The following is a 23,228-nucleotide window of genomic DNA, read 5'->3' on the forward strand; positions in this document are numbered from 1 at the left end:
TCATTTGTATTCACTAAGGACAAAAGACAGATGACTAAGGACAAATGACTAAATTGTCAACGCTCGCCAGGTTCGCTGACCAACTACTCCATCCACCGCTAAATTTTGCTGGTTTTGAAAGGCTTTGACAGCTGTTTCTGTCAGTGCGCCGAAAATACCATCAATGCGGACAGCATAGCCGTTAGAGATTAACAATCGTTGTAAGGCTCTAACGGCAACACCAGAGCTACCAAAATAGAGATTTGGCAGAGGTTGGCTACTAAACTTCTGAAATTTTCCCAAAGCCTTTTTACGGCTTTTGCCTACGGACTGGGCATACTTCTGGGGTTCAGCTAAGTCAGAAGAATCTAGTGACTGATTATTTTTTCTGATTTTTTTAAGTGTATTTTCTTTATCTATTGTGAGCGCTGACATCCCAGCCTGGGGAGTTGCATCTGCCTGCATAAATTCAGGTGGTGTGACTTGAGCAGTTAGAGATAACTGATCTGTTGACTGATGCACGCCATTTTCCATCTGAAATAATTGCTGCTCCGGCAAATTGGGCCCAGATGCTTGTCTTGTTGTTAACACGCTCGTCATCAGCAGGCCGATTTCAGTCATGGTAGTTCATTTTACTAAGACCAATATTTCTTTTGACGAACAAAAATGCTGCTATTCCGGAATAGTGCATACTGAATTAATTAAAAAATATGTACTAATTTTTTCAGATAAACCTTCATTCTCTCATTTTCTTTCCTCATTCTTCCGTCTAATTAGACTACTTTGCTTAATGCTTTGTACTTTTTTGAGCTGTAATCAAGCCATTAATTTATAAAATATTGCTCCTAAATCGACGGTTTAGACAATAACATACTATGTGATCTCATGGAAATGCCATCAAGCAAATTTGCAGAATTATCTTGAGATCGTAGTTGGTCTGCTGATGCGGTTTTTAGCATGTTTATACTGCTACCAATAACACTACTGGATGTACCGAGTCAGTTCTTTTAAGCAATGATCAATGCACAGTTTGACAACAATGATAGACTCTAGATTCAAAAAAAATTGTCCCCCCGCAGATGGTGGTTAGAAACTTTTTGTAGAGTAAGATATGCGATCGCCTCTAATTAAAAGCGATCGCTTTTGGTTAAACTACAACAAGCGATCGCTTTTACAGTTGACTACCCTACGCCATCGATAACTGGATGAAAGTAGAAGGCAAAACCCAAAACCGCATAGGCAGCCAATAGCAACGTGCCTTCTAGCCAGTTGGATTTACCATCAGAACTGATGCTATTGGCAATCAACACCGACACAACCACAGCTACTAATTCAAAGGGATGGAAATTCAAATCCATAGGCTGACCCATTATCCACCCTGCAATAACTAAAACGGGAGCGACAAATAAGGCAATCTGCATACTCGATCCCACAGCCACGGAAACAGAAAGATCCATCTTATCTTTCATTGCCACTGTTACTGCTGTGGTGTGTTCGGCAGCATTGCCAATGATGGGTACAAGAATCACCCCTGTAAATAGTGCCGTTAAACCCAACTGAGATGTGGCTATTTCTAAAGAGTCAACAAGTAGTTCTGACTCAATTGCTACTAGTAGGGTACATACTAGCAATACCCCACTCCACAACCAAATATTTGGTTTAGCATGAGAGTTATCCTCGGCTTCTATTTCTGCTACACCCACATCATATAGATAGGAGTGGGTTTTCATCGAAAATAGCAACGTTAAGGCGTAGACGAGAATTAACACTACAGCAACAGCAACGGAAAGATCTTGCAACGTTTCCTCGCCAATTCCTTGAGAGCTAAATTTCATTGCTGTTGGCAGCAAAATTGCAATCACTGCCAAATTCATAGAAGAAGCATTCACCCGCGCCACAATTGGCTGAAATGTCTGCTCTTTGTGGCGCAGACCACCCAAAAGCATGGAAAGACCCATCACTAGCAGTAAATTGCCGATAATCGATCCCGTAATACTAGCCTTGACTACTTCTACCAATCCAGCCTTCAAAGCAATTAGGGCAATAATCAGTTCCGTAGCATTGCCAAAGGTGGCATTCAACAACCCCCCCAATGATGGCCCAACTACTACAGCAATTTCTTCTGTAGCTGTCCCCATCCAAGCTGCTAGGGGCAAAATTGCTAATCCTGCTGTAATGAAAACTATCAATTCACCCCATTCTAAAAAGTGGGCTGCTAAAGAAATCGGGATAAACAGCAATAAAACGAGAAAAACAATGTTTTTACCTGACATTTGTCACCTTGAGTTGAAGGTATCCTATCGGAGTTGTGAGTACTGAGTGAAGAGTAAAGAAATGGTGTTAAGTAAACATAATTCACTAAAGATACTTCATTGCTTGAAATTAGAGCTTTTGCACTAACTCCAAACTTTAATTTATTCATGTTTAGCTAGCGACTGCTTCGTTTCTTTCACTTACTCAAATCTCAGCACGGGCTAAACCATAGCTGGCTATCCGCGCTTCAGCACTCCCACAGGATACTCTCAACAGTCTGTAGACCCATTCAGAGATTTTACTGTTTTCAGTCTTATGCTAGATATGTAAAATAAGATTGCGTTTTATTGTGTTTTTGCAATCTTTTGTTGCAAAACTATGAATTTAAGCCAAAATTTTACACCAACAATGGGGTTTAATGTATTAAAAGACAATTAAATTTTTTATTGGCGCTGCCAACGAAGAAATCCTAATTGAGGCGTCGTTCAATGGCTGATTACTTTAAGCCTTTAGGGAAAAGGCTGTGCGATAACGCAGATTTCCCACTATACTAAGACCGCTTCCTTGGAAATTTGCTTGAATCACATAGTTGTCGTCTATACCGGATTTTGTGTCCAAACTGTTGTAGAAAGGTCTACGCACAATATTTTCGACGCAACTGCAAGTTTTTTGTTTTGGATATATATACATGACTTCTGCTGAAATGCCAGCTAGCTCTGGCTCAACATTCACATTAAATCCAGATTCTACAAACACCCAACAGACTGATCCCCTGAGAAAGGCTATCGGTGTTTATGTGACGGTACATGGTCATTTTTACCAGCCGCCAAGGGAAAACCCTTATCTGGACGCGATTGAACGTCAACCGAGTGCTGCACCTTTCCATGATTGGAATGAGCGGATTCATTGGGAATGTTATCGCCCAAATGCTTTTGCCAGAGTCTTAAATGACCGAGGCGAAGTGGCGGGGATCGTGAATAATTATGAGTATTTGAGCTTTAATATTGGGCCGACGCTGATGTCGTGGCTAGAACGCTACGATGTGGAGGTTTATCAGCGGATTTTGGAGGCAGATGCTAAGAGTGCCCAACGTTTGCATGGTCATGGGAATGCGATCGCGCAAGTATACAATCACATCATCATGCCCCTGGCAAATGAACGCGATAAATATACTCAAATTCGCTGGGGCAAAGAAGACTTCCGTTCCCGGTTTGGCCGCGATCCCGAAGGTATCTGGCTAGCGGAAACAGGTGTAGACTATGCCACTCTAGAGGCTTTAGTTGCCGAAAATATTCGTTTCATTATCCTTGCACCATCTCAGGCACAGCGTTGTCGTCCCCTGCCCAATCAGGATGATCCCCATCCCCAATGGCACGAAGTTGGTGGTAGTCAGATTGATCCCACACGTCCCTATCGTTGTTATTTGAAGCCTACACTCAGCACATCTTCACCTCTGAGTGTGATGGCTACTAGTAATGGCAAGACTGACCATTCTTCGTCTCCCCACGAAGAAGGTAATACAGAGGGCTTGCCTTATATAGATATCTTCTTCTACGACGGCCCAATCTCGCGGGATATGGGTTTTAGCGATGTTGTTTATAATTCTCATCACTTTGCCGGACGCATCGGTTCAGCCGTGCGTGGGGATCATCGTCCAGCACAATTAATTTCTGTAGCGACGGATGGGGAAACCTTTGGACACCACAAGAAGGGAACCGAAAAAACTCTAGCCTTTGCCTTTATCAACGAGTTTCCCCAACATGGTTGGACGGTGACAAACTTTGCTCACTACCTCAGCTTAAATTCTCCTGCTTGGGAAGTGGAATTAAAGTCAATCACAGCATGGAGTTGCGCTCACGGTGTCGGCAGATGGCAAGATGACTGTGGTTGCGGTGGCGAAGGCAGTCTTTGGCATCAAAAATGGCGTCGTCCTTTGCGGGATGCCTTGAATTGGCTGCGGGATCAGCTAATAGAAATATATGAGGAAAATGGTAGGCAGTTATTTCGTGATCCCTGGCAAGCACGAGATGAATATATCCAAGTGATGCGCGATCGCTCTCCTGCCAATGTTAGCCGTTTTCTATCCCGCCATCAAACCCGCAAACTAACAGCCGCAGAACAAGTAGACGCCCTACGTCTATTGGAAATGCAGCGTCACGCTTTGCTGATGTTTACCAGTTGCGGCTGGTTTTTTGAAGAAATTTCCCGCCCAGAGGGAACGCAGATTCTACGCTATGCCGCTCGTGCTTTGGAACTGGCGGGAGAAGTGGCTGGCGTGCAGTTGGAAAAAGGTTTCCTTAAACGCCTTGGTTTAGCCCCCAGTAATGTCGATCACTTCAAGCACGGTGCGGAAATATATCGCCAGCTGGTGCTAACTGCTCAGGTTGGTTTCAAAGAAGTAGCAGCACACTACGCTATTACTTCCTTGTTTGCTAATCACAAACCTACGGAGAAGCGCAATTTTCAGTCTGGACAAGATGCCGCTAAACACTCTCAGACTTCCCATAAACGAGTTTATTGCTACACCGCCAATGAGCTAGATTACCAACTGCAACGTATGGGAGCATTGACTTTGGTAGTTGGACATTTGAAGCTAGTGTCAGAAATTACCTGGGAAAGTGAGCATTTGGTGTTTGCTGTGCTGCATCTGGGAGGCTGGGATTTTCATTGCTGTATTCAACAATTTACCGGGCGGCGTGACTACAGCCAATTAAAAGAAAAGCTGTTTGGGGCACTGCAACAAGCAAGTGCGGCTCATACTATCTTGGCGATGACACAGCTATTTGGGGAAGAAGCTTTCAGCTTGCAAAATCTATTTGCTGAAGAACGTCATAGAATTATGCGGCTGCTCAGTCAGGAAACACTGACACGTTTAGGTCAGCTTTATACTCAAGCATACCGTGATAATTACGGCGTTCTGATGGCGTTTCATCGAGATGAGCTAGCAGTGCCGCAAGAATTGCAGGTAGCGGCGGAGATTGCTTTAGGACATCGCTGTATGATGATATTGCGATCGCTAGAGCAAGACATCACCGAACCCCAAAAGATGTGGAATCACATAGTAGAATTGGAGGCGATCGCCACTGAAGCAAAACATCTGCGCTGTCGGTTGAATATTCCCGAAGGCAAGCAAATGTTAGAACAGTTAATTGCGCGGTTACTCTGGCAATTACTACATGATGCTAATGGTAGTTTCAATGCAGATATCCAACAGTTGGAGCGATTGATTGATGTTGGGGATCATCTCAATATTGATATCTCATTACAGCGATCCCAAGAACTGTACTTCAGCTGTCTGCAAAGTCAGATAGTGCCTCTGTGTGCTACCACCCTAGACAATGACGAAGATACTCATCATTGCCGACAGTTGCTCAAGTTGGGGCAAAAGTTAGCCGTTGATGTCGCCATGATTTGGAATAAATTTGCATAGACAGCCGAAACATAGTTTCTACTAGAACACCGATTCAGTATTCAAGACGGGGGCGAAAAAACCGATTATTTCGTAGAGACGTTGCATGGCAACGTCTCTACAGTTAACGAAAAATCATCGTTTTACCGAAAATAAATCGGGTTTTTACAATTACTGAATCAATGCCCTAACACCAATTTTGAAAGCGATCGCCCCAGGTGCTAGGCTTACAGATGCGATCGCTAACTCAATTACTAAAAGAATAGGGGAGAGGGGGAAGAATTATTCTTCCTACCTCTCCCCGACTCTTATCTACTTTTTCTGCGGTTCGTTTTTAATACTCTGGAACTGACGAATCTACTTCCCGACTCCAAGCAGTAATTCCGCCTTTAACATTTGTACCGACAATCCCAGCTTCTTTGAGGATGCCGAGAGCTTTTGCCGATCGCCCACCCATCTTACAATGAGCAATCAAGCGGTGTCCATTGAGTATTTCCTTGACTTTAGCAACACCATTTCCGTTTTCAATATCTGGTAAAGGTACCAAAACTGAACCAGGAATCTTAGCGATATCGTACTCATTGGGATTGCGGACATCCAGCAGTACAAAATCCTTTGCACCACTATCCAACAATTCCTTCAATTCCTTAACGGTCATTTCTTGAATTTCCATCTGCTGTTTCGCCTCCTCTGCCTTCGCTTGTGGGATACCGCAGAATTGTTCGTAGTCTATGAGCTTTTCAATTACTGGGCGGATGGGATTTGGACGCAGCTTCAACTCCCGAAATTTCATTTCTAGAGCATTATACAGCAGCAGTCGCCCACTCAGGGTATTACCCTGTTTCATAATGATTTTGACAGTTTCCGTTGCTTGGATTAGACCAATAATCCCTGGCAAGATTCCCAGTACGCCACCTTCTGCACAGGATGGAACCATTCCTGGTGGTGGTGGTTCTGGGTACAGGTCACGATAATTCGGCCCACCTTCGTAGTTAAATACAGTAGCTTGCCCTTCAAAGCGGAAAATTGAACCGTAGACGTTAGGCTTGTTGAGCAATACGCAGGCGTCGTTAACTAGATACCTCGTGGGGAAGTTATCTGTACCATCCACCACAATATCGTAAGGACGGAGGATATCTAAGGCGTTTTCGGAAGTGAGGCGAGTTTCGTACAAATCAACCTGACAATAGGGATTGATCTCCAGAATTCGCTGCTTTGCTGATTCAATTTTGGGTTTACCTACCCAGGATGTACCGTGAATTACTTGGCGTTGCAGGTTGGAAGTATCAACAACATCGAAATCAACAATACCAATACGACCGACACCCGCCGCTGTGAGATATAAAAGCAGTGGTGCACCTAATCCACCTGTACCGATACATAATACACTGGCTGCCTTTAGGCGCTTTTGTCCTTCCATTCCTACTTCCGGCAAAATTAAATGTCGGGAGTAACGTTCGTAATCGTCTTTTGTCAACTGGATTTCATCCAGATTCGGATTGAGCATAAGAGTTGTAATGTGAAAGAGCGGGAATATTAATCCTATCGAAAAACGATATCTGTCTTGAACTTAAGCCGTTAAATTATATTTTCAATCAATTATTCAGTTATTAGTTCTTCATTGATTACTGTTTACTATTTCAATTGCCTCTGCTTGGAACTGATGAGTATCATCAAGACTCCAGCTTTGGACTTCCTGAGCTTTACCATTTTGGACGGAAACTATTATATACGAGTATCCTTGCCAAGCATATAGGCGATCGCATTCTGAAGGTATGGCGGCATGGTTTGGGTGCGAGTGATAAATTCCAATAATGTTTAGTGAGCGATCGCGTGCTGCTTTTTGTGCTTGTAACATAACTTGGGGTGCGATCGCATATTGCCGTCTTTTACTTTCTGGTGTGTACTCACCTAGGAAATCAGCCGCCTCTGTACTCCAAGCATTTTCTGTTGGCATTACTTCAACCACAGTTTTACCCTCACTGCTCAGATAGCCTAAAATTATACCGCAACACTCATCAGGGTAAATGTTTTCGGCATGAGTGCGGATAGTTTGCAAATGTTCTTGGCTGACTCTGATCATGTCTGCATTCCTAATTTTGGTTATTTATATGCTTGTTTCAATCTTGGTTTGCTGCGACACTCTCCAGTTATTGGTGGTAGTTTTTGTCTTCAGACAACACTCTTAATTAATATCTCTCTCTACAGACATAATCAAAATTGCTAAATATATCAGAATTACACCTCTAGACTCACGTATTTAAAATAAAAAACGTTAATACTAACAAATAATAGCTTTACAGCTTTAAAACTGGTTGTCATCAAAAATTAGACTCCAGAAAAAAAAGAAAAAAGAGTACAAACAATGACAGCTTCTACAGACCGCGAGCCAGAAATTCAAAAACTGCGTGAACTAATCAAAGATATTGATTATGGGATGTTTACTACAGTTAATGATGATGGAAGCTTGCATAGTTATCCTATGTCAACAAGTGGTGAGATTAATTCTGATGCCACACTTTGGTTTTTTACCTATGCTAAATCTCACAAAGTGACTGATATTGAACACCATCAGCAAGTCAATGTCAGTTACTCATCACCGGATCAGCAAAGATTCGTTTCCATATCAGGTACAGCACAATTAGTGCAAGACCGCAACAAAATGCGAGAACTATGGAAGCCGGAACTTCAAACCTGGTTTCCTAAAGGACTAGCCGAAGCTGATATTGCCTTGCTCAAGGTAAATATTAATCAGGTTGATTACTGGGATAGTCAATCAAGCTTTAAGCCACAAACAATTAATTTATTGACATTATCACAGCTTTAAGAACTAGGATTCCTAAGCTGAAATTGTAAAAGTAAGTTTAATTACAAAAGTCAATGTCAGGTAACAATGATGATGAAGCCGCCTCAAAGCATCTGTCTCCAGAGCTAAAACGGCGGCATTTTTTACAAGGATTAGGCTTTATTGGTGCAGGCGCAGGAGCAATTATCGCTGACCATATCCTAAATAGTAATTCCGCAGTAGAAGCGGCACAAGTCCAAAAATCATCTGCAACTGCAATGAATAACAAAACTACTGGTGAAATTCCTCATCGTCCACTGGGAAAAACAGGAGTACAAGTATCAGCGATCGCTTTGGGAGGCGCAACTGTAGCCCAAGGAAACAGCCGAGAAGAGACGATTCGCATTATCCAAGAAGCCATTGATCACGGCATTACCTTTATGGATAACGCTTGGGAGTATAACCAGCATCGTAGTGAAGAGTGGATGGGACAAGTTTTGCAAGGGCGACGAGATCAGGTTTTTTTGATGACGAAGGTATGTAGCCACGGACGCTCGCCAAGTTGCAATGCAGCAACTTGAGGAATCCCTACGCCGTCTCAAAACTGATCACCTTGACCTGTGGCAAATCCACGAGGTTGTTTACGACAACGATCCAGAAAGGATCTTCCGTACTAATGGGGTAATTGAAGCTTTGGATCAGGCAAAGAAAGAGGGTAAAGTTAGGTTTGTTGGTTTTACAGGTCACAAAGACCCGGCCATTCATCTGAAAATGCTCTCTTACAATTATCCGTTTGATACGGTGCAATTACCCCTCAATTGTTTTGATGCCAGCTTTAGAAGCTTTGAGAAACAAGTGCTACCGGAACTCAACAAACGGGGAATCGCTGCAATTGGCATGAAAAGCCTCAGCGGTACAGGCGACGCCATTAAAAAAGGTGTAGTAACCCCAGAGGAAGCCTTGCGTTATGTCTTGAGTTTACCGATCGCCACCCTTGTTAGCGGTATTGATTCACTAAAAATATTGCGTCAAAATTTAGCGATCGCTCGGAGTTTTAAACCGATGCCAGCAGAACAAATGCAAGCTTTGCGCGATCGCTGCGCTCAGTATGCCGCTGATGGGCGTTTTGAACTCTTCAAAACTTCCATGAAATTTGATGGCGATGTCGGCAGAATCCAGCACGGCTTTCCACCCCAAAGCCAGATGCAGACTTAATATTTTGACTAAACCTCCGGGGAAAGTAGGAGAGTAAGAGGAAAAAAAAAGTTTTTGGGACGTTAAGTAAGGAAATGAAATTTATGCCTTACAAACATATTAAAGACTTACCAGATTCAGTCAAAGAAAACTTACCCAAGCACGCTCAAGAAATTTTTCGGGCTGCATTCAACAGCGCTGAAGAACAATATGGCGAAGAAGAACGGGCTTTTCGTGTTGCTTGGAGTGCAGTCAAGCGCGATTACGAAAAAGGCGATGATGAACAATGGCACAAAAAGCCAGAATAACTAAGACAAAATTACTTCTAAAACTGAGTTTGGCTTGACAAAATTTAGATGTAGATCTGTATATTTCAAACTTTATCATTATGAATTACCTTGTTGCAGTCTTACCAGATAAAAGACAAACAGAAGCCGCCTACTCTGCTCTAGAAGAAGCGGGTATGCAAATGTCACAAGTTAATATCTTGGGCAAGGGTTATAAGAGTGCCGATGAATTTGGATTAATTGACCCCGAAAAGCAAGCTCATAAACAGACAAATCGGCTGTTATACTGGCTTGTTCCCTTCGGATTTATAGCAGGCTATACCTTCAATTTCCTCACACAAATTGAGATTTTTCCCCAAGCTACTGCCTTCGGTAATGAAATTATTGCTGGTCTTATGGGAGCAGCATCCGGTGCATTAGGTGCTGTTTTAATCGGTCGAGGAGTCGGTTTAACAGTTGGTAGTGGCGATGCCTTACCCTATCGTAACCGTTTGAATGCTGGCAAGTACCTAATTGTAGTGAACGGAAATGAAGATTTAATCCGCGAAGCAACTCGCTTACTTCGTCAATTTGAACCGGAAAATATTCAAGGCTATATAGAAGAACCAAGCGGTACGTAACTTTGATTAAATGAAGCCTCACTGCCAGAAGTTATTGCAGATTTATAAATGGTGAAAAATTCTTTTGTTCAAAACTACGGAATAGGCAGGATAGCCAAATATCAAAATAACCAGAACTTACGCACTCAGATCCCCCAACCCCCTTAAAAAGGGGGCTTTATAAATTCCCCCCTTTTGAAGGGGAGCCAGCGCGGTCTTCTCCCAAAGGGAGAGGCTAGCGCCAAGGGGGTTTCCACGCCACTCCCCACAACGGATAGCGCAGCGTAAAGCCTTCTCTTCTCCTATCGGAGACACTTCGTGAACGAGAGGCTTCGCCTTAAGCGAAGCCATGCCGCAGGCTTTACGGCATGGCTTCTCTTCGAGAGGCTTCGCCAACGCTTAGAGCGAGTCCTCGAGCGTCGGGAACCTCCGCAAGGGGGTGGCTCCCCATGAGCGACTGGCGTGGGCTAGGGGGGATCTAGGTTTCAGCCTTCAGTGCGTAAGTCCTAATAACTTTTCACAGTTCTATAACCACAATTCAGTAGAGACGTTGCAATGCAACGTCTCTACGAAATAATCGGTTTTTTTCGCCTTTATCTTGAATACTGAATCGGTGTTCTAGATAGTTGGCAACGATTAGGCTAATTTCTAATTAATACTTAAAATTATCTTACGACTTGCCAGCAGGTGGAGCAGCATTAATTAGGTCTGGCTTCTCTTCAAGAGGAGGATGCTCAATAGCTTGGTCTAATGTGGGACGTTGATGCGGCTCAAAAGATTTTAACTGTACAGGTTGACCTGTCTCAATTGAGTGATATAACGCCTGAATAATCCGAACATCATTTAATCCTTCCATCCCAGATGGCTCTGGGTCTTTATCTTGTAAAATGCAATCTGAGAAGTATGTGAATTCAGCCGCTAGCTGGTCGTGAGGAGCAAAGGTGCGCTCTTGGGTTTCACCATTAACTGTGAGGTAGTGCTTCAATTCTCCCTGCCAAGCATAGGCGGATTCTACTCGTAAATCGCCTTTTGTACCCACAATTTGATAGGTCGAAACTTTTGCTGCCCCAAAGCTACAGGTAAATGTCGCCAGTCGTTCATTCGGAAAGCGCAAGATAGCACTAGTCATTTCTTCCACTTCACTGAAGCGTTGTTCTCCCTTGTTGGCAGCTACAGCAAAGACTTCTATTGGTTCATCTTGAAATAAATAACGTGCAGCATTAATGCAATAGATGCCAATGTCGTTAAGCGTACCACCCCCAGTTACATTTCGTAAACGAGTATTGCCCTCCTCCACTTGTTGAGTGAAGACTGAATTGAATATGCGTGCTTCACCGATTTGCTTTGATCGTACAATTTCAACTGCTTGCAAATTTGCTTCATCTAGATGTAAGCGGTATGCAATCATTAACTTCACATTGTTGTCTTTGGCAGCTTTAATCATTGCCTCACAATCTTCTTCGGTGACTGCCATTGGTTTTTCGCACAGTACATGAATTGCTTGATTAGCCGCCCGCACAGTGTAATCGCGATGCAAGTGATTGGGTAATGCAATATAAACTGCATCAATCTCACCACTTGTAAGGCAGTCCTCGTACTCTTCATAGGAATAAGTACGTTGAATGCCATACTGTTTGCTAACTTCTTCACGTTTAGTGGGATCATCTGAAACTAGAGCAACTAATTCAGAGTTATGAGCATGAGTAAACGCAGGTAAAGCAGCTTCTTGAGCAAACCAACCCAAACCAACAACGGCGTAACGAATTTTGCCCTTTCCGTTTGTAGCTGTCATTTTTAGACCTCTCAATGAATAAGTTGATTTCAAAAAACCCTCTTTTAGCTTGATGGAGTTTATTAAATATTCAATCCTACTAATGAGATAAGCTCTAATCATGCTTAAGTGTGAATGAAGCGATCGCATCCGCCAACATATTTGAAAAATAGGCCCTCTGTTGGGTGCATCAAATTTTATGTGTCAACGGTGAACTAAAGCGAATGCATTTATCTTGAAATTTTTTTGGTATAGGTGTAAAGTCTTTTATATTTATTTACAGCCGTTGTTAAAAATATACAGCGGTGCAAATTCCTATATCCAGCTAGTAGTGTATGCATTTGATTTTGAAACGCTTTAAAATTTGCGCTATACCAAGAACAGACTAACTGCAATTAATGAGTATAATTGCTAGCCTGATCGTTTTGATTTTAAATTGGGTGCAAGTACTGATTTTTGTGTTTTCAAGCTTCGACTAACATTTATATGATTGCGAAATATCCTATTAGCATCAGCGTTATTCAATGTGAAAACTCTCGTCGTTCAAGCACCTGAATTTACCCTGAGCCAACTCTGTATAACTTCATGCAGATATTTGAAGAATCTCATAAAACTTAAGGAGCGTTTACAATGAATCAAATACAAGTGGCTTTAATTATTGGTTATCTATTAATGACATGCTATTTTTTGGGCAATTGGTTAATATTTTCCCTGCGTCATCCTAGTTCTTCTCCAGAAGATAAATTCTTGTCATTTGTAATGTTTTTGATCACAACTATTTTTTGGCCTTTAGTAGTTCCGATATCTTGTTTAGGAATGTTAAAAAAACAGCAGTTGGAGTATAGTACGGTGATTCCTGTTCTCTTGGCAATGTTTGCTTTTAGTATTTCCTACTATCTGACTTATCTACATGCACATGGTATTTGCTACACTGGTTTACTTTGCCCTTATGCCTCATGATTGGATTAGTTAAAACCAGCTTCTAGAGGAATTTGAGTTACTCTAGATTCATCTTTTAACTTAATCGGTATAGATTCAGCGAATTTTTATATCCTGTAAATTAATCTATTCAATTGCAACAAATCCTTTGGTAGAGACGTTGCATTGCAGCGTCTCTAAATGGTTTATCTGTCACATTCTTTTTTTAAATTGGTATAACATCGCCTCATCAAAAAAGTGCTGAGTGAAAACTACTCAGCACCAAAGCATTTAAGAGCAACTAAATTGTTTGAACTTGAAATTTATTAACGGCGTCTACCAGTACCAAATGAGCGACTACCAGAAGAACGTCGGTTAGTGCCAAAACCAGTTCCCGTATTGCGTCTGGTTGAGCCAGTTCTGCCAGATGGTCTGAGTTCGCTGCTGCCAAAACCGGAACCAGAAGGACGGTTTCCTGTAGTGGTGCGTGGTGAAGTCCGTACATTTGAATTACCAGGATATGACCTTCTAATTGTTCCTGTACTGCGGAAAGCAGTGCGATTCCTCACGGCTGCGGGTGGCGCATTGTAGCGAGAGCGATAGCTACTAACTGCTTGGTCATAGCTTCTACCATATCCACCGTAGCCAGTCATCACTCCTCCTGGCTGATAGACAGGGGGTACATAATACTGGGGTCTAAACAATAGACTACCAAGCGCCTGACCAGCCACAGCACCAGCTACAGACCCGGCAAAGGGTGCCCAGAAGCCATTTTCACGGCGGACTACAACCGTTTCTTGTTGTCCTGTTTGGGGATTTGTTCTGTTCTCAGTAACGTTATGGACATATTCAATTTTGAAGTCTTCCGTCAGATATAAACTTGGCTGTCCGTTATCTACCTTCAAGTAACTTTTCTTACCTTGCTTGACTTCGTCATCAGTCAGCCGTGCCATTTGCAAATTTTCGGTTGTAAACCTAGGGGGCGTGTTGTTGAGCAAAAACAGCGTATACTCCCCAGTTGCATCGTCGTATGTAGCTTGTTGTATTTGGTACTCACCATCATTGAGTTTGGTGGTAGCTGAAGTCTGGCTAACGTTCTTAGCTGAAGGAGAAGAGGTAGTTTCGTTTCCTCCCCCACAAGCGACAGTTGTCACACACAAACTCAGGGCTAAAAAAACAGCTGTAAATTTACGCACTATAGTCATGAGCATTGCATTATTGTCCTATCTCCGAGCTTAACAAGTGATCGATGTGAACAGTCAGTACGGACTACCCAACAAATTATAAAGGAATCAATTCTGGGTAATGTTGTAATAGCTGATCGCTAGTGAGTTCATCGCCTAACTGCGCTGGGGAAAAATGCACTTGGATTGCCTTGAGTTTATGTTTGTAATGCAAATTGATTAAAGCTTTCAAACCTTCCTTTAGTGCCTGAACGCTAGAAAAGTCAGTTTCCAAGTCTGGAACTTCTCCTTCATAAGCTACTGTAATCATCACAACTACGTTGCGCGTCACAGGAATAGATAAAGGTTCATTAAGTTCTGAGTCAGGGCTGTAATCTGGTTCACTAAGATATCTTTGGGCGGAGTCAGTAAATAATTCATTCACGTAATCTCCCGCTTCGCCTTCATCCCAAAATACATCGCCTTCATTGGCAGCAGAAAGCCAATATTCATCATATTGCAATAGGGTTTGGCAGATTTCTACTAATGCTTCTCCCAAAACGTCCAAGTCTCCCTCAGAGTCGATCGCATCCCGTCCAGCACTATTTAATACTCCCAAAATTGGTGCTACTTCACCTCCCCCTAAATGCAGAAATAGGCGAAAAACTACATAGCGAGTCCGACCGATCATTCTATTAAAAGAATCGCGCATCTTTATCCTCCTAGAAATTATTTTTGTCCTTTGTCATTTGTTTTAAGCTGGAATGACTAATGACTAATGTAATGAAATCCTTTAACAAAATCTACAACCATATTTAACGAAGGCATTGTAGAGTTGGTCGCTTCATTGGATATATCATCATAAACTGAAGCATTAAGAGCAGAGCGATTAATAAATCTTTTACCAAAGTTGGGATTGTCATGCACAATCAAAGTATGGGCACTGGAATTAGTTAAGATTGTCTGGGTAGGCGCTTTACAAAAGTTTAGTTTTGCTGCTACTTCCAAATTTTTTTTCATCTGTTTAATGGTGGTAGCTTTACTCATAGCTTGCTCTAAAAGCATGATTAATTGTTTCACCATCTGGGGGGATTTTAAATCCTGGTTAGCAATAACTTCATTTTTAATCATTTCCACCATACTAGAAATATTTTTTTGGTTAGATACCGCATCATAAAAAGGAAGAATTGCGATATAAGCCGTAGGAAGTAAAGCTTCGTCGCTATCTACGCGGAAAGTAAAAACAGTCCGGCGGCGGCCGCTTTCCATACTTGGCGGTTGTCTTAACTCTTTATATTCTTGAGCAATTTGGTAGTAAGCGCCAGCAAGAGCAAAATTAGCTTCATGTTCTAGGGCTGCATCAACAACTATGCGAATTGTTGGCGATGTTTCATTAAAAAAGTCTCGTGAGTCTTCCGAATGGAACTTTTGAATGATGGAGCGATCGCCTGTAGGACTGAGATCAACCCATTCACAATTCATACCTTCAGTTTTTAAACCAAATCTGGATGTACCGTAAAGTTTTGCCCCAGTTAAAATTGCTCCCGTTAAGTCAGCGCCAACCCATTCCGCTCTAATTAATTTTGCCTGAGTTAAATCGGCGTGTACTAAACTTGTGTTCGTTAAATTCGCATTGCTTAAGTCTGCGCCAATTAAGTTAGCTCCACTCAATTTTGCCCCGCTCAAATCTGCCCAGCGAAGATTTGCCCCGCTTAAATCTGCCCAACGAAGATTTGCCCCACTCAAATCTGCTCCACTGAGGTTAGCATGGCTAAGATTTGCCTGTCTAAGTTCGGCATCTCGCAGATTTGCGCCGCTGATGTCAGCGCGACTCAAGTCGGTGGCGTTTAAGTTAGCCATCTCCAAGTTTGCACCCGTCAAGGAACTACCTCTCAAAATTGCTTCGCTCAAGTTGGCGTGACGGAGATTCACTTGTCGCAATGTCGCTTCTCGCAAGTCAGCACTGGAGAGATTGGCCTCAAACAGATCAGCGCGACTAACGTCAGCGCGAATCAACTCAGCGCGGATCAGCGTTGCTCCTCTGAGTTGAGCGCGACTCAAATCCGCTCGAATCAAATTAGCGACGTTGAGACTAGCATTATTTAAGATGGCGCTACTTAGATTCACGCCACTGAGTCTGGCAACATTCAGCTTGACATTGCTCAAGTTGGCTTCGCTCAAATTTGCGCCACTCAGGTTGATTACACTCAAATTAGCTTGGCTAAAATTCACGCCAATGAGTTTGGCCCCGCTCAAGTTGGCTTCAGAGAGGTCAACACCACTAAAGTCTAAAACTCCTGCCGCATATTTTTCCAGCAATTCCTCTACAGTCATGGATGCTACCCCTCACACCAATTTTGGATTTTGGATTTTAGATTGAAAGTCATTAGCAACAGGCTACGACAGAAAACTCAAACAATTGATTTGATATCAGATGCCGATTTTAATAGTTGGTAAAGTATGCAGAAAATATGTAAGAGATGAAATGTCAAAATCAAAAATGAATATTGGGATTTTAGGACTTGGACTGATAGGCGGATCTTTGGGTTTTGATTTGCGATCGCAAGGACATCATGTCCTGGGAGTGAGTCGCCGTGAATCAACCTGTCAAAAGGCTGTTGCTCTTGGCAGTGTTGATCAGGCGTCACTTGATATGAGCCTATTGGCAACCACAGAAGTGGTATTTATTTGTACACCTATCGCCCTCATTGTTCCCCAATTTGAGCAAATGATCGCTTATTTGTCTCCGACTACGGTTGTGACTGATGTGGGTTCGGTGAAAGCACCGATAGTCAAGGCGATTTCTCCTCTTTGGGATCATTTTGTCGGCGGTCATCCAATGGCAGGAATCACAGACAGTGGTATTGAAGCTGCACATCGACATTTATTTGTCGGCAAACCGTATGTATTAACACCGGATGCGACAACAGCAACCGCCGCAATTAACGTTGTAGAGGAAATAGTACGATCGCTTGGGGCGAATATCTACCATTGTCAGCCAGAGCAGCATGACCGCGCTGTAAGTTGGATTTCTCATTTACCTGTAATGGTTAGTTCCTCGTTGATTGCTGCTTGCATCAGCGAAACTGACCCCGATGTTTTGCAATTAGCCCAAAAGCTAGCTAGTTCTGGTTTTCGAGATACCAGTCGCGTGGGTGGTGGTAATCCAGAGTTGGGCGTTATGATGGCTCAGTATAATCGCCAAGCATTATTGCGATCGCTGCAACAGTATCGCCATAATCTTGATGAATTGACTAACTTAATTGAGCAAGAAAAATGGACAGATTTAGAAGAAAAATTGACCGCAACGGGGAAGGCACGACCTGACTTTGTGGAGTAGTTATTGGGTGCGTTACGCTATTAATAACGCACCAATTCATACATTTAATGAGTTAATTAATATGGTTTTACAAACAGAGAAGCGTTATTACACCCCCGAAGAATATCTGGAATTAGAAGAAAAGGCTGAATATAAAAATGAATACAGAGATGGAGAAATTATACCCATGACAGGGGGAACAACTAACGACAATAAAATAGCAGGGAATTGTTATAAAAAATTTCCTGTGACAGTAGAAGGGCAAGATTATGAAATTTATTTTGGGGATGTAAGGTTATGGATACCTCGCTATCGTGTCTATACCTATCCTGATGTGATGGTTGTCAAAGGTAAGCCTATCTATGAAGGAAGTGGTACGACAACTATTATCAATCCCTTGTTAATTATTGAAGTATTATCAAACTCTACTAAAAATTATGACAAAACAGATAAGTTTAAATATTACCGTTCAATTCCTGAGTTTCAAGAATATATTATGATTGATCAATACAGTTTTACAGTTGAACAATTTATCAAACAAGCAGAAGGGCAATGGATTTTCAAGGAGTATGAAGAGGAAGATGCAGTTTTAGTACTGAATTCCATCGATTTCCAAATTGCCTTGCGTGATATTTATGAGCGGGTTAATTTTGAGTTAATTGAGGAATAAAGCAACGGATAAATTATGTAAAATTTTCAGGTAGTACTGGTAATTTTTCGATATTTAATCACTAGCTATTGCTCCCATAAGTCCTGGAACCGCTCCCATAAGTCCTGAAACCGTTCCCATAAGTCTTGAAACCGTTCCCGTAAGTCCTGAAACCGTTCCCATAAGTCCTGGAACCGCTCCCGTAAGTCCTGAAACTGTTCCCGTAAGTTGTGGAACCGCTCCCATAAGTTGTGGAACCGCTCCCATAAGTTGTGGAACCGTTCCCGTAAGTCCTCGAATCACTCCCGTAAGTTGTGGAACATGGACTGCGTAGGCAAAGATGGATTGCTAGATCCCCGACTTCTTCAAGAAGTCGGGGATCTGAGATCACTCAAGCAAGTTTGTAGTAAGGACTTTAGTCCTTGTTTTGCAAGCACTTTAGTGCTTAAATTCAATTGCTGCGCCGCACCCTACAAGCGTGAAATTTAGATGGGTTTGCCCTGAAATACAATCTAAAGACTTTGGGCTTGACAAAAATATAACTGTTAAAATCAGCAGATGAATATCTTGCTAACCGCTCAGAGCAGCAACGTTACTCAGTGGGAGAACTAATGCGCGGTATTTTGAGGTTAATTGCAGCTAAGTCAGTAGAATAAATGCAAAATCAAGTAGAATTTCTGAGTACTTGGATTAATGAATGAGCTAATTGTCATTCATTTTTCTAGAATGATTCGCTTGTAGCAAGCGGCTCTAGTCCTGCTTTTATGCAACTTAACTTAAATGCTCATTAAGTTCTCGCAGGGGAACACACAACCCGAAAACCGAAGTAGGCGTTCCTACCGCCCGGCGTGAGCCTAACGCGGTAAGCAGAACGGCAGCGCCCCGGCCCGTTGTACCATGAACCACCGCGCAGCAGCCGTTGATCATTTCCATTTATCCAAGCACCACCATCGGCTGGTGCTCCTTCATAATTTTTGTGCCAACTATCTTGACACCATTCCGATGTATTACCATGCATATCAAATAAACCAAAGGAATTGGGTGGAAAATTTCCGACATCTGTTGCTTGCTGACGATATTTCCCCTTTGATCTAGAGCCGTAAGTATAGTTTCCGTTGTAATTCGCTAAATCTGTCGTAATGGTTTCGCCAAAGAAAAACGGGGTAGTCGTTCTTGCCCGACAAGCATATTCCCACTCTGCCTCACTAGGCAAGCGATAAGTCTTCCCAGTTTTGTTAGACAATCTGGCACAAAACTCAATGGTATCATTCCAAGACACGCACTCAACAGGTCGTTTAGCACCTTTGAAGTTGGATGGATCTGGCTTTAAATCAATCTCAACCTTGGGCAGGATGGCTACAGCTGCCCATTGAGCCTGTGTAACCGCAAATTTACCCATGAAAAAGGGTTGAATGGTGACGGTGTGCTGTGGACTTTCAGAGTCGTCTCGTTCTGGTTCATTCTCTGGAGAACCCATCAAAAACCGACCGCCAGGAATTGCAATCATCTCCAGAACGACACCATTACCCAGGCTTTCTGAGAAAAACTCGGCTTGGCCCCAACTGCGATTAATTTCACAAGTTTTCCCCATGCCCAAAAATCCCGACGATTTTAGAGTTAAGGTTGCAAACTCGAACTCAAACGGCTGAGTTTGAATGCTTGGGGGAAATTGCGGCTGAAAAACAGGTGTAGATGATGTCCTTTCTTGTTGCTTTTGTAATTCTGCTTGTTGCCTTTGATATTCGGCTTGTTCCTGCTCTTGGCGTAATCTTTCTGCTTCCTGTTGCTGGCGCTCATACTCAGCTTGTTTCGGCGCAAGCACTCGTTGTTTAATTGCAGCTATATCCTCATCCCTTAGTCCTAGATATTGCTGATATTCTTGCAGTTCATCCTCGTTAAAAGGATATTCCTCATTGACTGCACGAATCAGCGCTTGTTCATACTGAACCCGTTTACGCTCATACTCCAGATATGGTTGCAGAACTTCTTCTCGAATTGCCTTTGCCTCATCCTCAGATAGCTCCCACTCAATCCGCTTGGATTCCATTATTTCAATAGCAAAGACAGAAAACTTACCCTTACCCGACTTGGCGCGGCTTTCCGCTTCCTTGCGATACTTCAGACTGGGGTCATCCTTGGACGACTTGGCTATAAAAATCCTATAACCTTCTTCAACTGGATAGAACTTAGGAGTCATGGCTGGAGCCGCTTCTTGAACTTTAGTACTGGCATATTCATGAAGCTCATCAACGGAAATCCAGCCATCGCCATCTTTATCGGCTGCACCTTTTTCAATACCTTCTACCAAATAGCGTGTGTAGATGGAGAGTTCTGAGTCTTGTTGCTCAAAGGAATATTGAGTAGAAGTGGAAGATGTGAGGATTGCCCTTCCTTTACCACCTAGCTGCTCTTGCACATTTACATTACCATCATCCTTGACGGTCATACCTTGAGCGATCGCACCACTAAAGCAACAGTCCAGAATTACAACTTGTCTTTGAGAACGACTATCGTTGATATTGTCGTGCAGAACATTAGCCGCGACTGCTGAGGGTGTTACCAGCTTGCCATTTTGTTTTTTAGTAGCGCGAGTTGACAGGTAAAGCTTGCCTCTTTCATCTTTAATCCCATGCCCAGAAAAGTAAAATAGCAGTAAGTCGTCTTTTTGGCGATTGGTGAAAAGGTTGTAGATAGCGTCTTCTATTTCCTGGCGTTGAGGATTTTTTAGTACCGTGATATTTGCCTCGGCAAAGTCGCCCATTTCTGGGTTTACCAGAACTCGCCGCATCGCTTCGACATCTTTGACAGCACTTGGTAGCGGGTTTAAATCAGGCTCATACTCACTAATCCCGATCAGTAGTGCTACCTTAGCCATTGTTGCTGTCTTGTGTATTTTTTAGTATCAAGAGTCTCTTTGAGGAATTGTATAGGTTATTTCTTAGTCAATCAAGTAAATACGCGGTTTACATACCAAACTTTTCACACCAGCGCAATACCTTCGCAACAAAAACGTCAAAAATCATATCTACAATTAATAGTAAATCTAAATATTCTTCCAGACAGCAATGCAAAACGAATCTCGCGACAGAGAACACAAATTAAATAGTATTTCAAATAACACTTCTGATGCCAAATACCGTAATCAATCTCCCTGGAAAAAGGCTGCTGCCTCTCTATCGCTGGTGCTGCTGGGATCAGGGATGACATTGACAGGCGGCTATCTGGCTTCTAATCCTCAGAAGGTATCTGAGAGTGCCTCTAATTTGGCAGTGAGTCCAGTAAATGCAGCTCCTCCTTTACCAGCGGCTACAGATCCTAACTTTGTGATTGGGGTTGTGCAAAAGGTTGGGCCGGCTGTAGTACGGATTAACTCTTCTCGAACAGTCAGAAGCCAGATACCAGAAGAATTTAACGACCCGTTTTTCCGCCGCTTTTTTGGTTCGCAATTGCCAGAATCACGAGAAAGGGTAGAACGGGGTACTGGCTCAGGTTTTATCATCAGTGACGATGGTCGTATTCTAACTAACGCTCACGTAGTTGCTGGTGCTGACACAGTGACAGTGACACTTAAAGATGGGCGCACCTTACCTGGTAAAGTGTTGGGGAGAGACTCATTAACAGATGTCGCTGTTGTGAAGATTGAGGGAAACAATCTGCCGACAGTGGCATTGGGTAACTCAGACCAACTACAACCGGGAGAATGGGCGATCGCGATCGGCAACCCCCTCGGTTTAGATAATAGTGTTACTACAGGGATTATCAGCGCCACCGGACGCACTAGCAATCAAATAGGTGCTCCCGATAAGCGAGTTGAATTTATTCAAACAGACGCAGCGATTAATCCTGGCAACTCTGGCGGCCCTCTGCTAAATGCCCGTGGCGAGGTGATTGGTATGAATACAGCCATTATCCGGGGAGCACAAGGAATAGGCTTTGCCATTCCCATCAACACAACTCAACGCATTTCCAATCAACTGATAGCTACAGGCAAAGTACAGCATCCTTATCTGGGGATTCAGATGGTGGGACTAACACCTGAGTTAAAACAAAATATCAACTCAGACCCTAGTAGCGGTTTAAATGTGGCTGAAGATCAAGGTGTATTAGTTGTGAGAGTTATGCCAGATTCACCAGCTGCTAGAGCCGGAATACGCCCTGGTGATGTGATCCAAACACTCAATGGTCAATCAGTCACAGATGCTAGCGGTGTCCAAAGGGCAGTCGAAAAGACCCAAGTCGGCGGAGATTTGCGCCTACAGTTGCGTCGCAATGGACAAAATCTTAACTTAGCTGTGCAACCTGGCGCTTTCCCGACTCAAGTTCAGTAAAGGGGACTGGGGACTCTTAAGAAGGGAAAAGGTTAAAGGTGGTTAAAAGGTAAGGTTTTTCCCTTTCCCCCTTACCCCTTTCCCCTACAAGACTTTGAGGCGTTGGGTTTCGTACCTCAACCCAACCTACATCCTTTACTCAGTTTTCTTTAGAAGACTTTAACTATTAGCCTCAGAATGAATTCTGAGAAGGTTGTGGGAAGAAGTGCAAGATCTGAGCAAACAGTAGTAGAAGTTTTAAGGTAATTCTTACCTGAAATTAATTTAGCTACTAAAAATCGCGTTTAAATTTTTATTAGAGTTAACTTTGACAATTTGAAAAAGCGATGAAATAAAAACATTTATAGGACTTACGCACTGAAGGCTGAAACCTAGATCCCCCCTAGCCCACGCCAGTCGCTCATGGGGAGCCACTCCCTTGCGGAGGTTGCCGACGCTCGTTCGCGTAGCGTGTCGCAGACAAGACTCGCTCTCAGCGTTGGCGCAGCCTCAAAGTAGAGAAGCCATGCCGTAAAGCCTGCGGCATGGCTTCGCTTAAGGCGAAGCCTCTGTCTACGACACGCTACGCGAACGA

20 protein-coding genes are annotated in these 23,228 nt (G+C 42.9%); 10 read left to right on the forward strand and 10 right to left on the reverse strand.

Going from position 1 to position 23,228, the window contains the following annotated elements; all coding sequences use genetic code 11:
* Positions 1 to 48 precede the first annotated feature (48 nt).
* Together FNW02_RS31045 and cax are read right to left on the reverse strand one after the other, a co-directional pair.
* Entirely contained in the window at positions 49 to 600 is a 552-nt protein-coding gene (locus FNW02_RS31045) for a peptidoglycan-binding domain-containing protein (RefSeq protein ID WP_191761296.1), read from the reverse strand.
* A gap of 560 nt (positions 601 to 1,160) precedes the next feature.
* Positions 1,161 to 2,252: a calcium/proton exchanger gene (gene cax / locus FNW02_RS31050; protein ID WP_191761297.1), complete on the reverse strand. Its 1,092-nt coding sequence runs from the start codon at positions 2,250 to 2,252 to the stop codon at positions 1,161 to 1,163.
* Between the two features lie 668 nt (positions 2,253 to 2,920).
* Here cax and FNW02_RS31055 point away from each other — a divergent pair.
* Entirely contained in the window at positions 2,921 to 5,662 is a 2,742-nt protein-coding gene (locus FNW02_RS31055) for a DUF3536 domain-containing protein (RefSeq protein WP_191761298.1), read from the forward strand.
* Positions 5,663 to 5,975: 313 nt separating this feature from the next.
* Here the strand turns inward: FNW02_RS31055 and moeB are convergent, their stop codons facing one another.
* Positions 5,976 to 7,148, reverse strand: coding sequence for a molybdopterin-synthase adenylyltransferase MoeB (gene moeB, locus FNW02_RS31060; RefSeq protein WP_191761299.1), 1,173 nt, complete (start codon positions 7,146 to 7,148; stop codon positions 5,976 to 5,978).
* A gap of 111 nt (positions 7,149 to 7,259) precedes the next feature.
* A complete protein-coding gene (locus FNW02_RS31065; RefSeq protein WP_191761300.1) occupies positions 7,260 to 7,724 on the reverse strand; it encodes a M67 family metallopeptidase in 465 nt (154 codons plus the stop codon).
* Positions 7,725 to 8,006: 282 nt separating this feature from the next.
* Between FNW02_RS31065 and FNW02_RS31070 the strand changes: the two genes are divergently transcribed.
* The 5 genes from FNW02_RS31070 (at position 8,007) to FNW02_RS31085 (ending at position 10,527) form a co-directional block, all read left to right on the forward strand.
* The gene (locus FNW02_RS31070; protein ID WP_191761301.1) at positions 8,007 to 8,468 is read left to right on the forward strand and encodes a pyridoxamine 5'-phosphate oxidase family protein; all 462 of its coding nucleotides are present in this window, start codon (positions 8,007 to 8,009) and stop codon (positions 8,466 to 8,468) included.
* A gap of 53 nt (positions 8,469 to 8,521) precedes the next feature.
* Positions 8,522 to 9,007, forward strand: coding sequence for an aldo/keto reductase (locus FNW02_RS39705; protein WP_263627839.1), 486 nt, complete (start codon positions 8,522 to 8,524; stop codon positions 9,005 to 9,007).
* Positions 8,994 to 9,641 (forward strand): aldo/keto reductase, encoded by a 648-nt coding sequence (locus FNW02_RS31075; RefSeq protein WP_263627840.1) that lies wholly within the window; start codon positions 8,994 to 8,996, stop codon positions 9,639 to 9,641. Before FNW02_RS39705 ends, FNW02_RS31075 begins: the two co-directional genes overlap by 14 nt.
* 83 nt (positions 9,642 to 9,724) lie before the next feature.
* Positions 9,725 to 9,928 (forward strand): ChaB family protein, encoded by a 204-nt coding sequence (locus FNW02_RS31080; RefSeq protein WP_191761302.1) that lies wholly within the window; start codon positions 9,725 to 9,727, stop codon positions 9,926 to 9,928.
* Between the two features lie 80 nt (positions 9,929 to 10,008).
* Positions 10,009 to 10,527, forward strand: a complete 519-nt coding sequence (locus tag FNW02_RS31085) for a hypothetical protein (RefSeq protein ID WP_191761303.1) — start codon at positions 10,009 to 10,011, stop codon at positions 10,525 to 10,527.
* A gap of 649 nt (positions 10,528 to 11,176) precedes the next feature.
* Here FNW02_RS31085 and FNW02_RS31090 read toward each other — a convergent pair.
* Positions 11,177 to 12,298, reverse strand: coding sequence for a Gfo/Idh/MocA family protein (locus FNW02_RS31090; RefSeq protein WP_191761304.1), 1,122 nt, complete (start codon positions 12,296 to 12,298; stop codon positions 11,177 to 11,179).
* Positions 12,299 to 12,907: 609 nt separating this feature from the next.
* On the opposite strand from FNW02_RS31090, the gene FNW02_RS31095 reads away from it, so the two are divergent.
* Positions 12,908 to 13,237 carry a hypothetical protein gene (locus tag FNW02_RS31095; RefSeq protein WP_191761305.1) on the forward strand — a complete coding sequence of 110 codons (330 nt, stop codon included), beginning with the start codon at positions 12,908 to 12,910 and terminating at the stop codon, positions 13,235 to 13,237.
* Positions 13,238 to 13,521: 284 nt separating this feature from the next.
* On the opposite strand, the gene FNW02_RS31100 is transcribed toward FNW02_RS31095, so the two are convergent.
* From FNW02_RS31100 to FNW02_RS31110, 3 genes are all read right to left on the reverse strand, one after another.
* On the reverse strand, positions 13,522 to 14,406 hold the full coding sequence (locus tag FNW02_RS31100) for a hypothetical protein (protein WP_191761306.1): 885 nt from the start codon (positions 14,404 to 14,406) through the stop codon (positions 13,522 to 13,524).
* A 70-nt stretch (positions 14,407 to 14,476) separates the two neighbouring features.
* The gene (locus FNW02_RS31105; RefSeq protein WP_191761307.1) at positions 14,477 to 15,070 is read right to left on the reverse strand and encodes a DUF1517 domain-containing protein; all 594 of its coding nucleotides are present in this window, start codon (positions 15,068 to 15,070) and stop codon (positions 14,477 to 14,479) included.
* A gap of 56 nt (positions 15,071 to 15,126) precedes the next feature.
* Positions 15,127 to 16,692, reverse strand: coding sequence for a pentapeptide repeat-containing protein (locus FNW02_RS31110; RefSeq protein WP_191761308.1), 1,566 nt, complete (start codon positions 16,690 to 16,692; stop codon positions 15,127 to 15,129).
* Between the two features lie 166 nt (positions 16,693 to 16,858).
* On the opposite strand from FNW02_RS31110, the gene FNW02_RS31115 reads away from it, so the two are divergent.
* A complete protein-coding gene (locus tag FNW02_RS31115; RefSeq protein WP_191761314.1) occupies positions 16,859 to 17,698 on the forward strand; it encodes a prephenate/arogenate dehydrogenase in 840 nt (279 codons plus the stop codon).
* A gap of 61 nt (positions 17,699 to 17,759) precedes the next feature.
* Entirely contained in the window at positions 17,760 to 18,347 is a 588-nt protein-coding gene (locus FNW02_RS31120; RefSeq protein WP_191761315.1) for a Uma2 family endonuclease, read from the forward strand.
* A 54-nt stretch (positions 18,348 to 18,401) separates the two neighbouring features.
* Here FNW02_RS31120 and FNW02_RS31125 read toward each other — a convergent pair whose 3' ends face one another.
* Together FNW02_RS31125 and FNW02_RS31130 are read right to left on the reverse strand one after the other, a co-directional pair.
* Positions 18,402 to 18,629 carry a hypothetical protein gene (locus FNW02_RS31125; RefSeq protein WP_191761309.1) on the reverse strand — a complete coding sequence of 76 codons (228 nt, stop codon included), beginning with the start codon at positions 18,627 to 18,629 and terminating at the stop codon, positions 18,402 to 18,404.
* A gap of 484 nt (positions 18,630 to 19,113) precedes the next feature.
* Positions 19,114 to 21,201, reverse strand: a complete 2,088-nt coding sequence (locus FNW02_RS31130; protein WP_191761310.1) for a caspase, EACC1-associated type — start codon at positions 21,199 to 21,201, stop codon at positions 19,114 to 19,116.
* A 190-nt stretch (positions 21,202 to 21,391) separates the two neighbouring features.
* Between FNW02_RS31130 and FNW02_RS31135 the strand changes: the two genes are divergently transcribed.
* Entirely contained in the window at positions 21,392 to 22,654 is a 1,263-nt protein-coding gene (locus tag FNW02_RS31135; protein WP_191761311.1) for an HhoA/HhoB/HtrA family serine endopeptidase, read from the forward strand.
* Positions 22,655 to 23,228: the final 574 nt, after the last annotated feature.

Origin of the sequence: Komarekiella delphini-convector SJRDD-AB1 (genome assembly GCF_014831675.1) — a bacterium.
Lineage (GTDB): Bacteria > Cyanobacteriota > Cyanobacteriia > Cyanobacteriales > Nostocaceae > Komarekiella.

Coding starts and splice junctions, on each gene's coding strand:
- FNW02_RS39705 (WP_263627839.1), top strand. CDS start 8,522: ATGTCAGGTAACAATGATGATGAAGCCGCCTCAAAGCATCTGTCTCCA.
- FNW02_RS31090 (WP_191761304.1), bottom strand. CDS start 12,298: ATGACAGCTACAAACGGAAAGGGCAAAATTCGTTACGCCGTTGTTGGT.
- FNW02_RS31115 (WP_191761314.1), top strand. CDS start 16,859: ATGAATATTGGGATTTTAGGACTTGGACTGATAGGCGGATCTTTGGGT.
- cax (WP_191761297.1), bottom strand. CDS start 2,252: ATGTCAGGTAAAAACATTGTTTTTCTCGTTTTATTGCTGTTTATCCCG.
- FNW02_RS31080 (WP_191761302.1), top strand. CDS start 9,725: ATGCCTTACAAACATATTAAAGACTTACCAGATTCAGTCAAAGAAAAC.
- FNW02_RS31070 (WP_191761301.1), top strand. CDS start 8,007: ATGACAGCTTCTACAGACCGCGAGCCAGAAATTCAAAAACTGCGTGAA.
- FNW02_RS31075 (WP_263627840.1), top strand. CDS start 8,994: ATGCAGCAACTTGAGGAATCCCTACGCCGTCTCAAAACTGATCACCTT.
- FNW02_RS31130 (WP_191761310.1), bottom strand. CDS start 21,201: ATGGCTAAGGTAGCACTACTGATCGGGATTAGTGAGTATGAGCCTGAT.
- FNW02_RS31045 (WP_191761296.1), bottom strand. CDS start 600: ATGACTGAAATCGGCCTGCTGATGACGAGCGTGTTAACAACAAGACAA.
- FNW02_RS31120 (WP_191761315.1), top strand. CDS start 17,760: ATGGTTTTACAAACAGAGAAGCGTTATTACACCCCCGAAGAATATCTG.
- FNW02_RS31135 (WP_191761311.1), top strand. CDS start 21,392: ATGCAAAACGAATCTCGCGACAGAGAACACAAATTAAATAGTATTTCA.
- moeB (WP_191761299.1), bottom strand. CDS start 7,148: ATGCTCAATCCGAATCTGGATGAAATCCAGTTGACAAAAGACGATTAC.
- FNW02_RS31085 (WP_191761303.1), top strand. CDS start 10,009: ATGAATTACCTTGTTGCAGTCTTACCAGATAAAAGACAAACAGAAGCC.
- FNW02_RS31105 (WP_191761307.1), bottom strand. CDS start 15,070: ATGCGCGATTCTTTTAATAGAATGATCGGTCGGACTCGCTATGTAGTT.
- FNW02_RS31100 (WP_191761306.1), bottom strand. CDS start 14,406: ATGCTCATGACTATAGTGCGTAAATTTACAGCTGTTTTTTTAGCCCTG.
- FNW02_RS31055 (WP_191761298.1), top strand. CDS start 2,921: ATGACTTCTGCTGAAATGCCAGCTAGCTCTGGCTCAACATTCACATTA.
- FNW02_RS31110 (WP_191761308.1), bottom strand. CDS start 16,692: ATGACTGTAGAGGAATTGCTGGAAAAATATGCGGCAGGAGTTTTAGAC.
- FNW02_RS31065 (WP_191761300.1), bottom strand. CDS start 7,724: ATGATCAGAGTCAGCCAAGAACATTTGCAAACTATCCGCACTCATGCC.
- FNW02_RS31095 (WP_191761305.1), top strand. CDS start 12,908: ATGAATCAAATACAAGTGGCTTTAATTATTGGTTATCTATTAATGACA.